13 protein-coding genes and 1 tRNA gene are annotated in these 16,861 nt (G+C 56.8%); all 14 read left to right on the top strand.

The window, feature by feature from the left end; genetic code table 11:
- Position 1 precedes the first annotated feature (1 nt).
- A complete protein-coding gene (gene tuf / locus C4S63_RS17145; protein WP_062818036.1) occupies positions 2-1,192 on the top strand; it encodes an elongation factor Tu in 1,191 nt (396 codons plus the stop codon).
- 67 nt (positions 1,193-1,259) lie between these two features.
- Positions 1,260-1,335: transfer RNA gene (locus tag C4S63_RS17140), tRNA-Trp, on the top strand.
- A 43-nt stretch (positions 1,336-1,378) separates the two neighbouring features.
- On the top strand, positions 1,379-1,753 hold the full coding sequence (gene secE / locus C4S63_RS17135; protein ID WP_062817989.1) for a preprotein translocase subunit SecE: 375 nt from the start codon (positions 1,379-1,381) through the stop codon (positions 1,751-1,753).
- Positions 1,754-1,762: 9 nt separating this feature from the next.
- Positions 1,763-2,305 carry a transcription termination/antitermination protein NusG gene (gene nusG, locus C4S63_RS17130; protein WP_062817990.1) on the top strand — a complete coding sequence of 181 codons (543 nt, stop codon included), beginning with the start codon at positions 1,763-1,765 and terminating at the stop codon, positions 2,303-2,305.
- Between the two features lie 114 nt (positions 2,306-2,419).
- Positions 2,420-2,848, top strand: coding sequence for a 50S ribosomal protein L11 (rplK, locus tag C4S63_RS17125; RefSeq protein WP_062817991.1), 429 nt, complete (start codon positions 2,420-2,422; stop codon positions 2,846-2,848).
- A gap of 3 nt (positions 2,849-2,851) precedes the next feature.
- The gene (gene rplA / locus C4S63_RS17120; RefSeq protein WP_062817992.1) at positions 2,852-3,547 is read left to right on the top strand and encodes a 50S ribosomal protein L1; all 696 of its coding nucleotides are present in this window, start codon (positions 2,852-2,854) and stop codon (positions 3,545-3,547) included.
- Positions 3,548-3,856: 309 nt separating this feature from the next.
- Positions 3,857-4,387 carry a 50S ribosomal protein L10 gene (gene rplJ, locus C4S63_RS17115; RefSeq protein ID WP_062817993.1) on the top strand — a complete coding sequence of 177 codons (531 nt, stop codon included), beginning with the start codon at positions 3,857-3,859 and terminating at the stop codon, positions 4,385-4,387.
- Positions 4,388-4,452: 65 nt separating this feature from the next.
- Positions 4,453-4,830 carry a 50S ribosomal protein L7/L12 gene (rplL, locus tag C4S63_RS17110; protein ID WP_062817994.1) on the top strand — a complete coding sequence of 126 codons (378 nt, stop codon included), beginning with the start codon at positions 4,453-4,455 and terminating at the stop codon, positions 4,828-4,830.
- 146 nt (positions 4,831-4,976) lie between these two features.
- Entirely contained in the window at positions 4,977-9,119 is a 4,143-nt protein-coding gene (gene rpoB / locus C4S63_RS17105) for a DNA-directed RNA polymerase subunit beta (RefSeq protein WP_062817995.1), read from the top strand.
- A gap of 97 nt (positions 9,120-9,216) precedes the next feature.
- Positions 9,217-13,419, top strand: coding sequence for a DNA-directed RNA polymerase subunit beta' (gene rpoC, locus C4S63_RS17100; protein WP_062817996.1), 4,203 nt, complete (start codon positions 9,217-9,219; stop codon positions 13,417-13,419).
- 152 nt (positions 13,420-13,571) lie between these two features.
- Complete coding sequence (rpsL, locus tag C4S63_RS17095) at positions 13,572-13,946, top strand: 30S ribosomal protein S12 (protein WP_022986299.1); 375 nt, start codon at positions 13,572-13,574, stop codon at positions 13,944-13,946.
- 139 nt (positions 13,947-14,085) lie between these two features.
- Positions 14,086-14,556: a 30S ribosomal protein S7 gene (gene rpsG / locus C4S63_RS17090; RefSeq protein WP_062817997.1), complete on the top strand. Its 471-nt coding sequence runs from the start codon at positions 14,086-14,088 to the stop codon at positions 14,554-14,556.
- A gap of 79 nt (positions 14,557-14,635) precedes the next feature.
- Positions 14,636-16,735, top strand: coding sequence for an elongation factor G (gene fusA, locus C4S63_RS17085; RefSeq protein WP_062817998.1), 2,100 nt, complete (start codon positions 14,636-14,638; stop codon positions 16,733-16,735).
- Between the two features lie 32 nt (positions 16,736-16,767).
- Positions 16,768-16,861, top strand: a 94-nt coding sequence (locus C4S63_RS17080) for a GTP-binding protein (protein WP_031629039.1), incomplete at its 3' end; no start/stop codon positions are given.

Genomic DNA, 16,861 nt, shown 5'->3' with positions numbered 1-16,861 from the left:
CGTGGCAAAGGAAAAGTTTGAACGTAATAAACCGCACGTAAACGTAGGCACCATCGGTCACGTTGACCATGGTAAAACCACTCTGACCGCCGCGCTGACCCGCGTGTGTGCAGAAGTTTGGGGCGGTAGCGCCATCGCTTTCGACGGTATTGATAATGCTCCGGAAGAGCGTGAGCGTGGTATCACCATTGCAACCTCTCACGTGGAATACGATTCCCCGACTCGTCACTACGCCCACGTAGACTGCCCCGGTCACGCTGATTATGTGAAGAACATGATCACCGGTGCGGCGCAGATGGACGGTGCGATTCTGGTATGTTCCGCTGCTGACGGCCCGATGCCGCAGACCCGCGAGCACATCCTGCTGTCCCGTCAGGTAGGCGTTCCCTACATCGTTGTGTTCCTGAACAAAGCGGACATGGTTGACGATGAAGAGCTGCTTGAGCTGGTTGAAATGGAAGTTCGCGAACTGCTGAACGACTATGACTTCCCGGGTGACGATACTCCGATCATCAAGGGTTCTGCCCTGAAAGCACTGGAAGGTGACACCAGCGACATCGGCATGCCTGCCGTACAGAAGCTGGTTGAGTGCCTGGACGAGTACATCCCGGAGCCGGAGCGTGCCGTTGATCAGCCGTTCCTGATGCCGATCGAAGACGTATTCTCCATCTCTGGTCGCGGTACTGTAGTAACCGGCCGTGTAGAGCGTGGCATCATCAAGGTGGGCGAGGAAATCGAGATCGTGGGTATCCACGACACCACCAAGACCACCTGTACCGGTGTGGAAATGTTCCGCAAGCTGCTGGACGAAGGTCGTGCAGGCGAGAACGTTGGTGTTCTGCTGCGTGGTACCAAGCGTGATGAGGTTGAGCGTGGCCAGGTACTGGCCAAGCCGGGCTCCATCAAGCCGCACACCAAGTTCATTGCTGAGGTGTACGTGCTGAGCAAGGACGAAGGTGGTCGTCACACCCCGTTCTTCAACGGCTACCGTCCGCAGTTCTACTTCCGTACCACCGACGTAACGGGTGCATGTACCCTGCCGGAAGGTACCGAGATGGTTATGCCGGGCGACAACGTGCAGATGGACGTTGAGCTGATCGCGCCGATCGCCATGGAAGACGGCCTGCGCTTCGCTATCCGCGAAGGTGGCCGTACCGTTGGCGCCGGTGTGGTAGCCAAAATCACCGAGTAATTGTCGCGGTGATCAAGGGTGGCGGGCTAGCCTGCCACCCTGTTTTGTTTAAGGATTTCAGAGTTACAGGCCAGTAGTTCAATTGGTAGAGCACCGGTCTCCAAAACCGGCTGTTGGGGGTTCGAGTCCCTCCTGGCCTGCCAATTTTCCCAAGGCTGCCACTTGGGTGGTGGGGTGCATCGTAAGATGAGCGAGAAAACAGAAGCACGTTCCGGCTCTGCCGCCTTCGAGGCGGTGAAGTGGTTGCTGGTGGTTGGCTTGGTGGCCGCCGCTGTCGTCGGTAATAGCTATTTCTCCGAGCAGCCCACTCTTTACCGGGTGGTCGGTGTTGTTGCTGTTGCCCTGGTCGCAGTGTTCTTTGCTCTGCAGACCGAGCAGGGCAAGGCATTCAATCAGCTTCGCAAGGATTCCATGGTCGAGCTGCGTAAAGTGGTGTGGCCGACGCGTCAGGAAACCCTGCAGACCACGTTGATTGTGCTTGTCTTTGTTGTGATTGTGGCCCTGTTGCTGTTTGTGCTCGACTGGATTCTCGGTGGGCTCATGTCCTGGGTTATTGGCTAAGGGGTAAACATGGCAAAGCGCTGGTATGTGGTACATGCCTATTCGGGTTTCGAGAAGCACGTAAAACGCGCCCTGGAAGAGCGCGTTAAATTGCGTTCTATGGAAGAGCTTTTTGGTGAAATCCTGGTTCCTACCGAAGAAGTGGTAGAGATCAAGGGTGGCCAAAAGCGCAAGTCCGAACGCAAGTTCTTCCCGGGTTATGTGCTGGTGCAAATGGAGATGTGTGATGACTCCTGGCACCTGGTTAAAGAAACCCCGAAGGTAATGGGCTTTATTGGCGAAGATCCGAAGAATCCGGGTCGTGTCTCGCCGATTACCCAGAAAGAGGCAGATGCCATTCTTCGTCGCATGGATGATGCGGTGGAGAAGCCGAAGCCGAAGACATTGTTTGAAGCGGGTGAAGTGGTGCGTGTTAACGATGGCCCCTTTGCCGACTTCAATGGTGTGATCGAAGAAGTGAATTACGAAAAGAGCCGCTTGCAGGTGGCAGTAATGATCTTCGGTCGTTCAACACCGGTAGAGCTGGAGTTTGGTCAGGTCGAAAAGACCTGATACTGCCCGGCAACGGATTTATGGTGCCCTGGTCGCTGAAAAGCGGCCGGGGTGTTTTGACAACCTGAGGGGAGCCCGCTGTCAGCGTGGCGTTTGCACCCAAGGAGTCTTGCAATGGCGAAGAAAGTCCAAGCCTACATCAAGCTGCAGGTAGCAGCGGGTCAGGCTAACCCGTCCCCGCCGGTTGGTCCCGCTCTGGGTCAGCACGGTGTGAACATCATGGAGTTCTGTAAGGCGTTCAACGCCCAGACCCAGCAGCTGGATGCCGGTGCGCCGGTTCCTGTTGTTATCACCGTTTATAGCGACCGTTCCTTTACCTTCACCATGAAGACGCCGCCGGCCTCTTACCTGCTGAAGAAAGCGGCCGGTATCAAGAGCGGTTCTGGTGAGCCGAACACCAAGAAAGTGGGCAAGGTAACCCGTGAGCAGCTGGAAGAGATCGCCAAGGCCAAAGAGCCGGATCTGACTGCTGCTGATCTGGAAGCCGCTGTGCGCACTATCGCGGGCTCTGCCCGTTCCATGGGCCTGGATGTGGAGGGTTAACCAATGGCTAAGTTGTCCAAGCGTACCCGCGCCATCCGGGAAAAAGTGGAAGCTGGCAAACTGTACCAGGTAGAAGAAGCTGTGGCCCTGCTGGCCGAGCTGTCCACCGTTAAGTTCAAGGAATCCCTGGACGTGGCGGTGAACCTGGGTGTTGACCCGCGTAAATCTGATCAAAACGTTCGTGGTGCTTCCGTGCTGCCCCACGGTACGGGTAAAACCGTTCGCGTGGCGGTATTTGCTCAGGGCGCCAAGGCTGAAGAAGCGAAAGAAGCCGGTGCAGACGTGGTAGGTTTCGACGACCTGGCCGAGCAGGTTCAGGGCGGTGAAATCAACTTTGATGTGGTCATCGCTTCCCCGGACGCCATGCGCGTTGTCGGCAAGCTGGGCACCATCCTGGGTCCCCGTGGTCTCATGCCTAACCCGAAGGTGGGTACTGTAACTCCTGATGTTGCCCAGGCCGTGAAAAACGCCAAGGGTGGTCAGGTTCGTTACCGCACCGACAAAGGCGGCATCGTGCACTGCACCGTGGGCCAGGTGGGTTTTGACGCCAATGCGATCAAGGAAAACGTGGAATCGCTGCTGGCTGACCTGAAGAAAGCCAAGCCGTCATCTGCCAAGGGTACCTATTTCAAGAAGGTGACCCTGTCCACCACCATGGGCCCTGGTCTGAATATCGATCCGGCGTCACTGGCGATGTAACTGAATTTGAGCCTGGTGCTTGCTGGCCAGGTTCGCAAGGGCTTTGATCCCGATGACTCACTCTTCAATGAGGGTCTCGTCGGGGCGTCAAAGACCGCAGGTTTCCGGTTCTGTTTGGAGTCTGCCTTTATGAGGCAAGTAACAAACCGGGATTAAGGGGTAACCGCCTGCGCAGGCGCGGTAGTTGTTTCCTGACTTGTTCAGGTTGTGGCTCCGCGATAATGGCCGGGAAACCGGCCCTGGCGACCGCCTCGAAATCAGATTGCAGTCGATTTTGACGGTTAATGTTTGTGAATCCAGGAGGTAAACATGCCTTTGAATCTGGAGGACAAACGGGCGATTGTTGCTTCGGTCAATGCTGTAGCTACTGAAGCGCTGTCTGCTGTGGTTGCTGACTATCGTGGTCTCACTGTTTCTCAGATGACTGAGTTGCGTAGTAAGGCCCGTGAAACCGGCGTGTACCTGAAAGTGGTACGTAATACGCTGGCGAAGTTCGCCGTGAAAGACACTGATTATGAGTGTCTGAGCGACGTTCTGGTTGGCCCCACTGTTTTGGCTTTTTCCCAGGATGATCCGGGTGCAGCTGCCCGCCTCATCAAGGATTTTGCTAAAGACAATGACGCGCTGGAAGTTAAGGCTCTGGCTGTGGGTGGTATAGCGTATGGTCCTCAGGACATTGATGTCCTGGCCAAGCTGCCGACTCGCGACGAAGCACTTTCTCAGCTCATGTCCGTTATGCAGGCCCCGGTGGCCAAGTTTGTTCGTACCCTCAACGAGGTGCCCGGCAAATTTGTTCGCACGGTTGCTGCAGTCAAGGACCAGAAACAGAGTGCCGCCTGATTTGTCAGGCTGCGTAACTACCCGATCCAATCGGATCGCCCGTGTGGTGATTTAGGAGATTGAAAATGGCCGTTTCCAAAGAAGATATCCTCGGCGCTATCGCCGATATGAGCGTTATGGACCTCGTTGAACTGATCGAGGCCATGGAAGAGAAATTCGGCGTAACCGCCGCTGCCGCTGTTGCCGCTGCTCCTGCAGCTGCCGCTGGTGGTGAAGCTGCTGCCGAAGAAAAGACCGAGTTTGACGTTGTTCTGACCGGTTTCGGTGACAAGAAAGTTGGCGTGATCAAGGCTGTCCGTGAAGTAACCGGCCTGGGTCTGAAAGAAGCCAAAGAGCTCGTTGAAGGTGCACCTGCTTCTGTTAAAGAAGGCGCCTCCAAGGACGAAGCCGAAGAGATCAAGAAAAAGATCGAAGAGGCTGGCGGTACTGCCGAGCTCAAGTAAGCGCATTTGCGCAATGCCTTTCCACAATAATGCGGAAAGGCACCGGCTGGCAGCTTGAGGGCTGCCAGCCTTTTGTCGTTTCTGTATGAGAGGTTTCATGCAGAAATATCACCCAAGGGTGATAGATCAACAGCTGAGGAACGCAGATGGCATACTCATTCACTGAGAAAAAGCGGATCCGCAAAGATTTCGGCAAGCTTCCGAAGGTTATGGAGGTCCCGTACCTTCTGGCCATACAGCTCGATTCTTACCGTAAATTTCTGCAGCAGGATAAAAGTGCAGAAGAGCGTCTGGACCAGGGTCTGGAAGCCGCTTTCCGGTCAGTATTTCCGATTTCAAGTTATTCCGGGAATGCCGCGCTGGAGTATGCCGGCTATGAGTTCGGCAAGCCTGTTTTTGATGTAAAAGAATGTACTGTTCGTGGTACCACTTACGCCGCACCGCTGCGCGTACGGATTCGTCTGGTCATCTATGACAAGGAATCCAGTGGGGCTATCAAGGATATCCGTGAACAGCAGGTCTACATGGGCGAAATGCCCCTGATGACCGAAAACGGTACCTTTGTGATCAACGGTACCGAGCGTGTCATTGTGTCCCAGCTGCACCGTTCCCCCGGTGTGTTTTTCGACCACGATAAAGGCAAGACTCACTCCTCCGGCAAGCTGCTCTATTCCGCCCGGGTGATTCCTTACCGTGGGTCCTGGCTGGACTTCGAATTCGATCCCAAGGACCAGGTGTTCGTCCGGATCGACCGTCGCCGCAAGTTGCCGGCGACGATCCTGCTGCGTGCGTTGGGCTATACCTCCGACGAAGTGTTGGAGATGTTCTTCGAGACCAACGAGATTGCAGTGGAAGACGGCATTTACCGCATGAAGCTGGTGCCGGAGCGTCTGCGTGGTGAAACCGCGACCTTCGATATCCTGGCGGACGGTGAAGTCGTGGTGGAGCGTGGCCGTCGTATTACTGCGCGCCACATTCGCCAGCTGGAAAAGGCCAATATCGAGTACCTGGAAATTCCTGCCGAATACCTGCAGGGCAAGTACCTGGCCAAATCCATCATCGATCAGGACACCGGCGAGATCCTGGTGGAGTGTAACACCGAGCTGACAGCGGAAACGCTGGAGAAGCTGGAGCAGGGCGGAATTACCGATTTCGAAACCCTGTACACCAACGACCTGGACAACGGCCCGTTCATGGCCGACACCCTGCGTGCTGACCCGACCCGGACTCCCCTGGAGGCACTGGTCGAGATCTACCGCATGATGCGTCCGGGCGAGCCGCCCACCAAGGAAGCGGCGGAAAACCTGTTCAAGAACCTGTTCTTCACCGACGAGCGTTACGACCTGTCCGGTGTGGGGCGCATGAAGTTCAACCGTCGTCTCGGTCGCGAAGACGAAACCGGTCCCGGTATCCTCTATGACGGTCGCTACTTCAGCTCCCGTACCGATGAGGAAGGCAAGCAGTACTTTGCCCAGATGGGTGAAGAAACCTCCGACATCATCGAGGTGCTGCGCACCCTGGTCGACATCCGCAACGGTAACGGTGTGGTGGATGATATCGATCACCTGGGCAACCGTCGTGTGCGTTCCGTGGGTGAAATGGCCGAAAACCAGTTCCGTGTGGGTCTGGTGCGTGTGGAGCGTGCGGTCAAGGAGCGTCTGAGCCTGGCAGAATCCGAAGGCCTGATGCCCCAGGACCTGATCAACTCCAAGCCGGTGGCGGCTGCCGTGAAAGAGTTCTTTGGCTCTTCCCAGCTGTCCCAGTTTATGGATCAGAACAACCCGCTGTCCGAGATCACGCACAAGCGTCGTGTGTCCGCGTTGGGCCCCGGTGGTCTGACCCGTGAGCGTGCCGGCTTTGAGGTTCGTGACGTTCACCCGACCCACTACGGTCGTGTGTGTCCGATCGAGACCCCTGAAGGTCCGAACATCGGTCTGATCAACTCCCTGGCCACCTATGCCCGCGCCAACGAGTACGGCTTCCTGGAGTCGCCGTATCTGAAGGTCATTGACGGCAAGGTCAGCGAAGAAATCGAATATCTGTCAGCCATCGAGGAAGCCGAGTGCGTGATCGCACAGGTAGACGCGAAGATGACCGACGAGGGCGGTTTCGCGGAAGACTTCGTGACGGTTCGTCACCGCTACGAATTTACCGTGATGGAGCGTGACACCATTACCCATATGGATGTGTCTCCTCGCCAGGTCGTGTCTGTGGCGGCGTCACTGATTCCGTTCCTTGAGCACGATGATGCGAACCGCGCATTGATGGGCTCCAACATGCAGCGTCAGGCTGTGCCCACCCTGCGTGCCGACAAGCCGCTGGTAGGTACCGGTTTCGAGCGTCACGTGGCCCGTGACTCCGGCGTGTGTGTGGTGGCAACCCGTGGCGGTATCGTCGACAAGGTGGATGCATCACGGATCATCGTGAAAGTGAACGATGACGAAGTGAACGAAGGGGAAGCGGGTGTAGATATCTACAACCTGACCAAATACACCCGTTCCAACCAGAACACCTGCATCAACCAGCGTCCGCTGGTGAAAGTGGGTGACCGGGTTGCTGCCCGCGATATCATGGCTGATGGCCCGTCCGTGGACATGGGCGAGCTGGCCCTGGGTCAGAACATGCGCGTGGCGTTCATGCCCTGGAACGGCTACAACTTCGAGGATTCCATCCTGATCTCCGAGCGGGTGGTCAAGGAAGATCGTTTCACCTCCATTCATATTCAGGAGCTGACCGCGATCGCCCGTGACACCAAGCTGGGTCCGGAAGAAATCACTGCCGATATTCCCAATGTGGGCGAGGCGGCACTGTCCAAACTGGACGAGTCCGGCATTGTTTACATCGGTGCGGAAGTGGGCGCTGGCGACATCCTGGTTGGCAAGGTGACACCGAAAGGTGAGACCCAGCTGACCCCGGAAGAGAAGCTGTTGCGTGCCATCTTCGGTGAGAAAGCCTCTGACGTGAAAGATACCTCCCTGCGAGTGTCATCCGGCGTCAAGGGTACCGTCATCGACGTGCAGGTCTTTACCCGCGATGGCGTGGAGAAAGATGAGCGAGCCAAGCAGATCGAGCAGGACTCCCTGGACCAGTTCCGCAAGGACTTGAAAGACGAGTTCCGTATCGTTCAGCAGGATATCCTGGAGCGTCTGCGCACCGTGCTGGTGGGCAAAAAGGTTAACGGTGGTGCCGGCTTCAAGCGTGGCACCGAGCTGACTGCCGATGCGCTGGACAATCTGGATGCGGACAAGTGGTTCGAGCTGCGCCCGGCCGACGACGATGTGGCCGAGCAGCTTGAGCGTGCCCAGCAGTATCTGGAACTGCACAAGAAAGAGCAGGACGAGCGCTACCGGGACAAGCAGGCCAAGATCTCTGGCGGTGATGACCTGGCTCATGGCGTGCTGAAAGTGGTCAAGGTTTACCTGGCTATCAAGCGTCGTATCCAGCCCGGTGACAAGATGGCGGGCCGTCACGGTAACAAGGGTGTGATCTCCGTGATCATGCCGGAAGAAGATATGCCGTACGACGAGCACGGTGTGCCGGTGGATGTGGTGTTGAACCCGCTGGGTGTACCGTCCCGTATGAACGTGGGTCAGATTCTGGAAACCCACCTGGGCTGGGCTGCCAAGGGTCTTGGTGAGCGTATCGGCGAGATGCTGGCCGAGCAGAAGAAAGTGGCGGAAATTCGCGGCTTCCTGGACAAGATCTACAACAAGGCAGGTGCCGGTGGTTCACCGGAAGATCTGGACAGCTTCAGCGATGACGAAATCATTGAGCTGGCCCAGAACCTGGTTGGTGGTGTTCCCATGGCAACCGCTGTATTTGACGGCGCCAAGGAATTCGAGATCAAGGAACTGCTGGAGCTTGCCGGTTACGATCGTTCCGGTCAGATGCAACTCTGGGATGGCCGTACCGGTGAGAAGTTTGATCGCAAGGTCACCGTTGGCTACATGTACATGCTGAAGTTGAACCACCTGGTGGACGACAAGATGCATGCCCGTTCCACCGGCTCCTACAGCCTGGTAACCCAGCAGCCGCTGGGTGGTAAGGCGCAGTTTGGTGGTCAGCGTTTCGGTGAGATGGAAGTGTGGGCGCTGGAAGCCTATGGTGCCGCCTACACCTTGCAGGAAATGCTTACCGTGAAGTCCGATGATGTGAATGGCCGTACTCGTATGTACAAGAACATCGTGGATGGTGATCACCGTATGGACCCGGGTATGCCGGAATCCTTCAACGTATTGCTGAAGGAAATCCGCTCTCTCGGTATCAATATCGAGTTGGAAAACGACTGAAGCGATGTGTGCCGCTTCCCTGTGGGGGAGCGGCTCGCGTTGTTACCCGGGTTTAGGAAAGAATTGAGAGCGTAAAGCTCGCTACGGAGGACTGGCCTTGAAAGACCTGCTGAATCTGCTTAAAAGTCAGGGACAAGTCACGGAGTTTGATAAACTCAAGATCTCTCTGGCACCGCCGGATCTGATCCGCTCCTGGTCTTTCGGCGAAGTGAAAAAGCCGGAAACCATTAACTATCGTACCTTCAAGCCGGAACGGGATGGCCTGTTCTGTGCGCGTATCTTTGGTCCGATCAAGGACTATGAGTGTCTGTGCGGCAAGTACAAGCGTCTCAAGCACCGTGGTGTGATCTGTGAGAAGTGTGGCGTCGAAGTCACCCTTTCCAAGGTTCGCCGTGAGCGCATGGGCCATATCGAACTGGCCAGCCCTACCGCGCACATCTGGTTCCTGAAGTCGCTGCCGTCCCGTATCGGTCTGATGCTGGACATGACCCTGCGTGATATCGAGCGGGTTCTGTACTTCGAGTCCTTTGTGGTGACTGAGCCGGGCATGACCACCCTTGAGCGTGGTCAGCTGCTGACTGACGAAGAGTACTTCGATGCCCTGGAAGAGTTCGGTGACGAATTCGAAGCCAAGATGGGTGCCGAGGCCGTACAGCAGTTGCTCATGGAGCTGGACCTGGTCGAAGAGATCAAGATCCTGCGCGAAGAAGTGGAATCCACCAACTCCGACACCAAGCTGAAGAAGCTGTCCAAGCGTCTGAAGCTGATGGAAGCCTTCAAGGATTCCGGTAACAAGCCGGAGTGGATGATTCTCACCGTGCTGCCGGTGCTGCCGCCGGATCTGCGTCCGCTGGTACCGCTGGACGGTGGCCGTTTTGCCACCTCCGACCTGAACGATCTGTACCGTCGGGTGATCAACCGGAACAACCGTCTCAAGCGTCTACTGGACCTGAGCGCCCCGGACATCATCGTGCGCAACGAAAAGCGCATGCTGCAGGAATCCGTGGATGCGCTGCTGGATAACGGCCGTCGTGGCCGTGCCATCACCGGTTCCAACAAGCGCCCGCTGAAATCCCTGGCTGACATGATCAAGGGTAAGCAGGGTCGTTTCCGTCAAAACCTGCTGGGTAAGCGGGTAGACTACTCCGGTCGTTCCGTGATCGTGGTGGGGCCGTCTCTCAAGCTGCACGAGACCGGCCTGCCCAAGAAGATGGCGCTGGAACTGTTCAAGCCGTTCATCTTTGCCAAGCTGGAAGCCCGTGGTCTGGCGACCACCATCAAGGCGGCCAAGAAAATGGTCGAGCGCGAAACTGCCGAGGTCTGGGATATCCTGGCGGAAGTGATTCGCGAGCACCCGGTCATGTTGAACCGGGCGCCGACCCTTCACCGTCTGGGTATCCAGGCGTTCGAGCCGGTACTGATTGAAGGTAAGGCGATCCAGCTGCATCCGCTGGTGTGTGCGGCCTTCAACGCGGACTTCGATGGTGACCAGATGGCGGTGCATTTGCCGCTGACCCTGGAAGCCCAGCTGGAAGCTCGCGCGCTGATGATGTCCACCAACAACATCCTGTCGCCGGCCAATGGTGAGCCCATCATCGGCCCGACTCAGGACGTGGTACTGGGTCTGTACTACATCAGCCGCGAAAAGGTGAACGCCAAGGGTGAAGGCCAGATTTTTGCCGACACCAAGGAAGTGATGCGTGCCCTGGCCAACAAGCAGGTTGATCTGCATGCCCGGGTGAAAGTGCGTGTTCATGAAGTGGTGCGTGATCTGGAAGGTGGCGTTGAAGAGCGCACCTTTATCGCTGATACCACTCCGGGTCGCTGTAAGCTGTGGGATATCGTGCCCACCGGTCTGGGCTTCGCCATGGTCAACCAGAACATGACCAAGAAGGCGATTTCCAAGCTTTTGAACACCTGCTACCGGATTCTGGGTACCAAAGAAACCTGTATCTTTGCCGACCAGCTGATGTACCTGGGCTTCCGCGAAGCCACCCTGTCCGGTTCCTCCATTGGTGTGGAAGACATGGTGATCCCGGATGCCAAGTACACCATGATTGACGCGGCCGAAGACGAGGTTCGCGAGATCGAGGAGCAATTCGCTTCCGGTCTGGTAACCCGTGGTGAGCGTTATAACAAGGTGGTGGATATCTGGGCCCGTACCAACGACCAGATCGCCAAGGCAATGATGGAAAACCTGCGCGTCGAAGTGGTGAAAAACCGCGACGGCGAGGACGAAGAGCAGGGCTCCTTCAACTCTATCTTTATGATGGCCGATTCCGGTGCGCGGGGCTCCCCGGCACAGATTCGTCAGCTGGCCGGTATGCGTGGTCTGATGGCGAAGCCGGATGGTTCCATCATCGAAACGCCGATCACCAGTAACTTCCGTGAAGGTCTGAACGTACTCCAGTACTTCATCTCCACTCACGGTGCCCGTAAAGGTCTGGCCGATACCGCCTTGAAGACGGCGAACTCCGGTTACCTGACCCGCCGTCTGGTGGACGTGGCTCAGGATCTGGTCGTCACCGAGGATGACTGTGGTACCGAGGAAGGCCTGCTGATGGCGCCGCTGATTGAAGGCGGTGACGTGGTGGAAGGTCTGGGTGAGCGTGTTCTGGGTCGTGTGGTGGCCCGGGATGTGATGAACCCGCTGCAGCAGGACGAAGTCCTGGCGGAAGCCGGCACCCTGCTGGATGAAGTATGGGTCAACAAGCTCGAATCCATGGGTGTGGATGAAGTGCTGGTGCGCTCGCCGATCACCTGTGCCACCCGCTGGGGTGTGTGTTCCACCTGTTACGGCCGTGACCTGGCCCGTGGCCATCAGGTCAATGTGGGTGAAGCGGTGGGCGTTATTGCCGCCCAGTCCATCGGTGAGCCGGGTACCCAGCTGACCATGCGTACCTTCCACATTGGTGGTGCGGCCAGCCGGGCGTCTGCGGTGTCCAGCATCCAGATCAAGCACGGCGGCAAGGTGCGTTTCCATAACGCCAAGCACGTACAGCACAAGGACGGTCTGGTGATCGTTTCCCGTTCCGCCGACCTGGCGGTAGCGGATGAGCTGGGCCGTGAGCGTGAGCGTTACAAGCTGCCCTATGGTGCGACTGTGACCGTGGGCGAAGGTGATCAGGTTGATGGCGGTCAGGTGGTTGCCACCTGGGACCCCCATACCCACCCGATCATCGCGGAAGTGGAAGGCAAGGTGCAGTTCGGTGATATGGAAGAAGGTATCACCGTAAACCACCAGACCGACGAACTGACCGGTCTGACCAACATCGAAGTGCTGGGTACCCAGAACCGTCCCGCCGCCGGCAAGGACATGCGCCCCGTAGTGCGTGTGGTTGATGGCAAGGGTAAGGCGGTATTGATGCCCAACACTGACATGCCGGCCCAGTACCTGCTGCCGGGTGGTGCGCTGTGTGGTCTCAAGGATGGTGCCAGCATCTCCGTGGGTGACGTGATTGCGCGGATTCCGCAGGAATCCTCCAAGACCCGTGACATCACCGGTGGTCTGCCCCGGGTTGCCGACCTGTTCGAGGCACGGAACCCGAAAGAGGCTGCCATCCTGGCCGAGAAGACCGGTACCGTGTCCTTCGGCAAGGAAACCAAAGGCAAGGTTCGCCTGGTGATTACCCCGGATGACGGTGGTGACACCTACGAAGAGCTGATTCCCAAGTGGCGCCAGCTCAACGTGTTCGAAGGTGAGAAAGTGGAAAAGGGTGAAGTGGTCTCTGACGGCCCGCTCAACCCCCACGATATCCTGCGCCTGATGGGTGAATCCGAGCTGGCTCGTTATATCGTTAACGAGGTGCAGGAGGTTTACCGCCTGCAGGGTGTGAAGATCAATGACAAGCACATTGAAACGATCATCCGTCAGATGCTGCGTAAAGTGGAAATCCTGGAAGTGGGCGAGTCCCGCTTCATCAAGGGCGAGCAGGCGGAATACGCCCGCGTGATGGAAGAGATCGAGCGTCTCAAGGCTGAGGACAAAATGCTGCCCCAGTACGAGCGTCAGCTGCTGGGTATTACCAAGGCATCCCTGGCCACCGAGTCGTTCATCTCCGCCGCGTCCTTCCAGGAGACTACCCGGGTTCTGACCGAAGCGGCGGTCACCGGCAAGGAAGACGACCTGCGCGGTCTGAAGGAAAACGTGGTAGTAGGGCGTCTGGTGCCAGCGGGTACCGGCTATGCTCACCACCTGGAGCGCCGCCGTCAGCGTGTCGAGGCACGCGGACCGGAAGCGCCCACCATGGATGAGGTGGAAGCCGCCTTGTCCGAGGCTCTCAGCTCCTCTGACGAGTGATTGCTGGCGAGTGACGGAGTTCCTGGCATCTTGACGTGGTGCCGGGGGCTCCCTACAATCGCTGCCCCCCTGTTCTATGGGCAGTAAATGGGTGCCAGAACCGTCAAGTGACGGTTTCTGTCACAGAACTGTAAGCGTGAGGCAGTAGTTTCATGGCAACTGTAAACCAGCTGGTGCGCAAGCCGCGCAAAAGCAAGGTAGAAAAGAGCGACTCCGTAGCCCTGCAGGGCTGCCCCCAGCGTCGCGGCGTTTGCACTCGGGTGTACACCACTACCCCGAAGAAGCCGAACTCCGCACTGCGTAAAGTGTGTCGTGTGCGTCTGACTAATGGTTATGAAGTCTCTTCCTACATCGGTGGTGAAGGTCATAACCTGCAGGAGCACTCCGTAGTCCTGATCCGTGGCGGTCGTGTAAAAGACCTTCCCGGTGTGCGCTACCACACTGTGCGTGGAACCCTGGATACGGCAGGTGTGCAGGATCGCAAACAGCGTCGCTCCAAGTATGGCGCCAAGCGTCCCAAGAAGTAATTGAAGTAACCGAGCACCTTTTCTGAATGCCGTAGCCCTCAAGGCTGCGGAGGGATGAGTAAGGTCCGGACGGCATGCCGTTCCGGAATTACCTGAAGATTTCCCCGCCCACCGCGGGAATGTTAGAGGAACACATCCGATGCCAAGACGTCGCGTTGTCGCCAAACGTGAGATCCTTCCGGATCCTAAGTTTGGAAGCCAGTTGCTGGCCAAGTTCATGAACCATGTCATGGTCAGTGGTAAGAAATCTGTTTCCGAGCGCATCGTGTACGGTGCCCTGGATATCATCAGCGAACGCAAAGGGGCTGATTCCCTGGAGATGTTCGAGAAGGCGCTGGACAATATTCGTCCCGCCGTCGAGGTAAAGAGCCGCCGTGTCGGTGGTGCCACTTACCAGGTTCCTGTTGAGGTTCGTCCCAGCCGTCGTACCGCCCTGGCAATGCGCTGGTTGGTAGATGCTGCCCGTAAGCGTGGCGAGAAGAGCATGCCTGCTCGTCTGGCCGGCGAAGTGATGGATGCCGCCGAAGGCAAAGGCGCAGCGATGAAGAAGCGTGAAGACGTGCATCGCATGGCCGAGGCCAACAAGGCCTTCTCTCACTTCCGCTTCTAATAGCAGAAGGCAATCGAGTGAAGCCGGCCTAACTTCAGGCCGGTTTCTATATTTGAACCAGTGAATCGAGGTTAGCCGCGTGGCACGTAAGACTCCTCTCAATCGCTATCGTAATATCGGTATCTGCGCACACGTAGATGCGGGTAAAACTACCACTACCGAACGTATTCTTTTCTACACCGGTGTGTCTCACAAGATTGGTGAGGTGCATGACGGCGCTGCCACCATGGACTGGATGGAGCAGGAGCAGGAGCGTGGTATTACCATTACCTCTGCTGCCACCACTACCTTCTGGCAGGGTATGGACCAGCAGTATGACCAGCACCGTATCAACATCATTGATACTCCCGGGCACGTTGACTTTACCATTGAGGTAGAGCGTTCCCTGCGTGTACTGGATGGTGCGGTTGTTGTGTTCTGTGGTTCCTCCGGTGTTGAGCCCCAGTCTGAAACCGTATGGCGTCAGGCCAACAAATACGAAGTGCCGCGTATCGTGTTCGTCAACAAGATGGACCGCGCCGGTGCCGATTTCGACCGTGTTTGTGACCAGATCCGTAATCGTCTGGGTGCCAAGGTTGTGCCGATTCAGTACAACATTGGTGCGGAAGACGAATTCAAAGGTGTTGTCGACCTGATCCGGATGAAAGCGATCTTCTGGAACGAAGACGACATGGGCATGACCTATGAAGAGCGCGACATTCCGGAAAACATCCAGGCCCGTTGTGACGAGCTTCGTGAGCAGATGATGGAATCTGCGGCCGAAGGCTCTGAAGAGCTGATGGAAAAGTACCTGGAAAGCGGCGAGCTCAATAACGACGAAATCAAGGCGGGTCTGCGTCAGCAGGTTCTGGCCAATGAGATCGTTCTGGGCCTGTGTGGCTCTGCGTTCAAGAACAAGGGTGTTCAGGCGCTGCTGGATGCGGTTATCGAATTCCTGCCGGCACCTGATGAAGTAAAAGCGATTCAGGGTGTGCTGGAAGATGGCGAGACGGTTGAGTCCCGCGAGTCTTCTGACAAGGCCCCGTTCTCCGCGCTGGCGTTCAAGATTGCCACGGACCCGTTTGTGGGCTCCCTGACCTTCATCCGTGTTTACTCCGGTGTGCTGAACTCCGGTGACAGCGTGATGAACTCCGTGCGCCAGAAGAAAGAGCGTGTGGGTCGTCTGCTGCAGATGCACGCGAATAGCCGTGAAGAGATCAAGGAAGTATTGGCTGGCGACATCGCTGCCTGTGTGGGTCTGAAGGATATCACCACCGGTGACACCCTGTGCGACCTGAACAACATCATCGTTCTCGAGCGTATGGAATTCCCGGATCCGGTAATTTCCGTAGCGGTAGAGCCGAAGTCCAAGGCCGACCAGGAAAAAATGGGTCTGGCTCTGGGTCGTCTGGCGCAGGAAGATCCGTCTTTCCGGGTTAAGACCGACGAAGAAACCGGCCAGACCATCATCTCTGGTATGGGTGAGCTGCACCTGGATATTCTCGTGGATCGTATGAAGCGCGAATTCAAGGTTGAAGCCAACATCGGTGCGCCGCAGGTGGCCTACCGTGAAACCTTTACCCGTCCGGCTGACGTGGAAGGCAAGTTCGTCAAGCAGTCCGGTGGTCGTGGTCAGTATGGTCACGTTAAGGTGAAGTTCGAGCCCATCGATCGTGATGAAGAGTTCCAGTTTGAGGAGCAGATTCACGGTGGTACGGTTCCGAAGGAATACTTCGGTGCAGTGCAGAAGGGTATCGATGAGCAGCTTCAGTCCGGTGTTCTGGCCGGTTATCCGATCCTGGGTGTGAAAGCGGTTCTGTACGATGGTTCCTACCATGAGGTGGATTCCAACGAAAACGCTTTCCGTATGGCGGGTGCCCTGGCTGTGAAGAACGCAGCGAAGGAAGCCGGTGCGGTACTGCTTGAGCCTATCATGAAGGTAGAAGCGGTAACCCCGGAAGATTACATGGGTGACGTAATGGGCGACCTTAACCGTCGTCGTGGTATCGTTCAGGGCATGGAAGACACCATGGCCGGCAAGATTATTCGTGCCGAGGTGCCGTTGTCTGAAATGTTCGGCTACGCTACCGACCTGCGTTCCATGTCTCAGGGTCGTGCCAGTTACTCCATGGAGTTCCTGAAGTACGCTGAAGCACCGAAGAACATCGCTGATGAAGTGATCAGCGGCAAAAAATCTTAAATTTACGGTTAATTTGTTAAGGGTATAGAGCCGTGGCAAAGGAAAAGTTTGAACGTAATAAACCGCACGTAAACGTAGGCACCATCGGTCACGTTGACCATGGTAAAACCACTCTGACCGCCGCGC

It is taken from the genome of Alcanivorax sp. DSM 26293 (genome assembly GCF_900107995.1).
Lineage (GTDB): Bacteria > Pseudomonadota > Gammaproteobacteria > Pseudomonadales > Alcanivoracaceae > Alcanivorax.
Note: the sequence above shows the minus strand (reverse complement) of the source record. Positions and strands in the feature narration are given on the sequence as shown.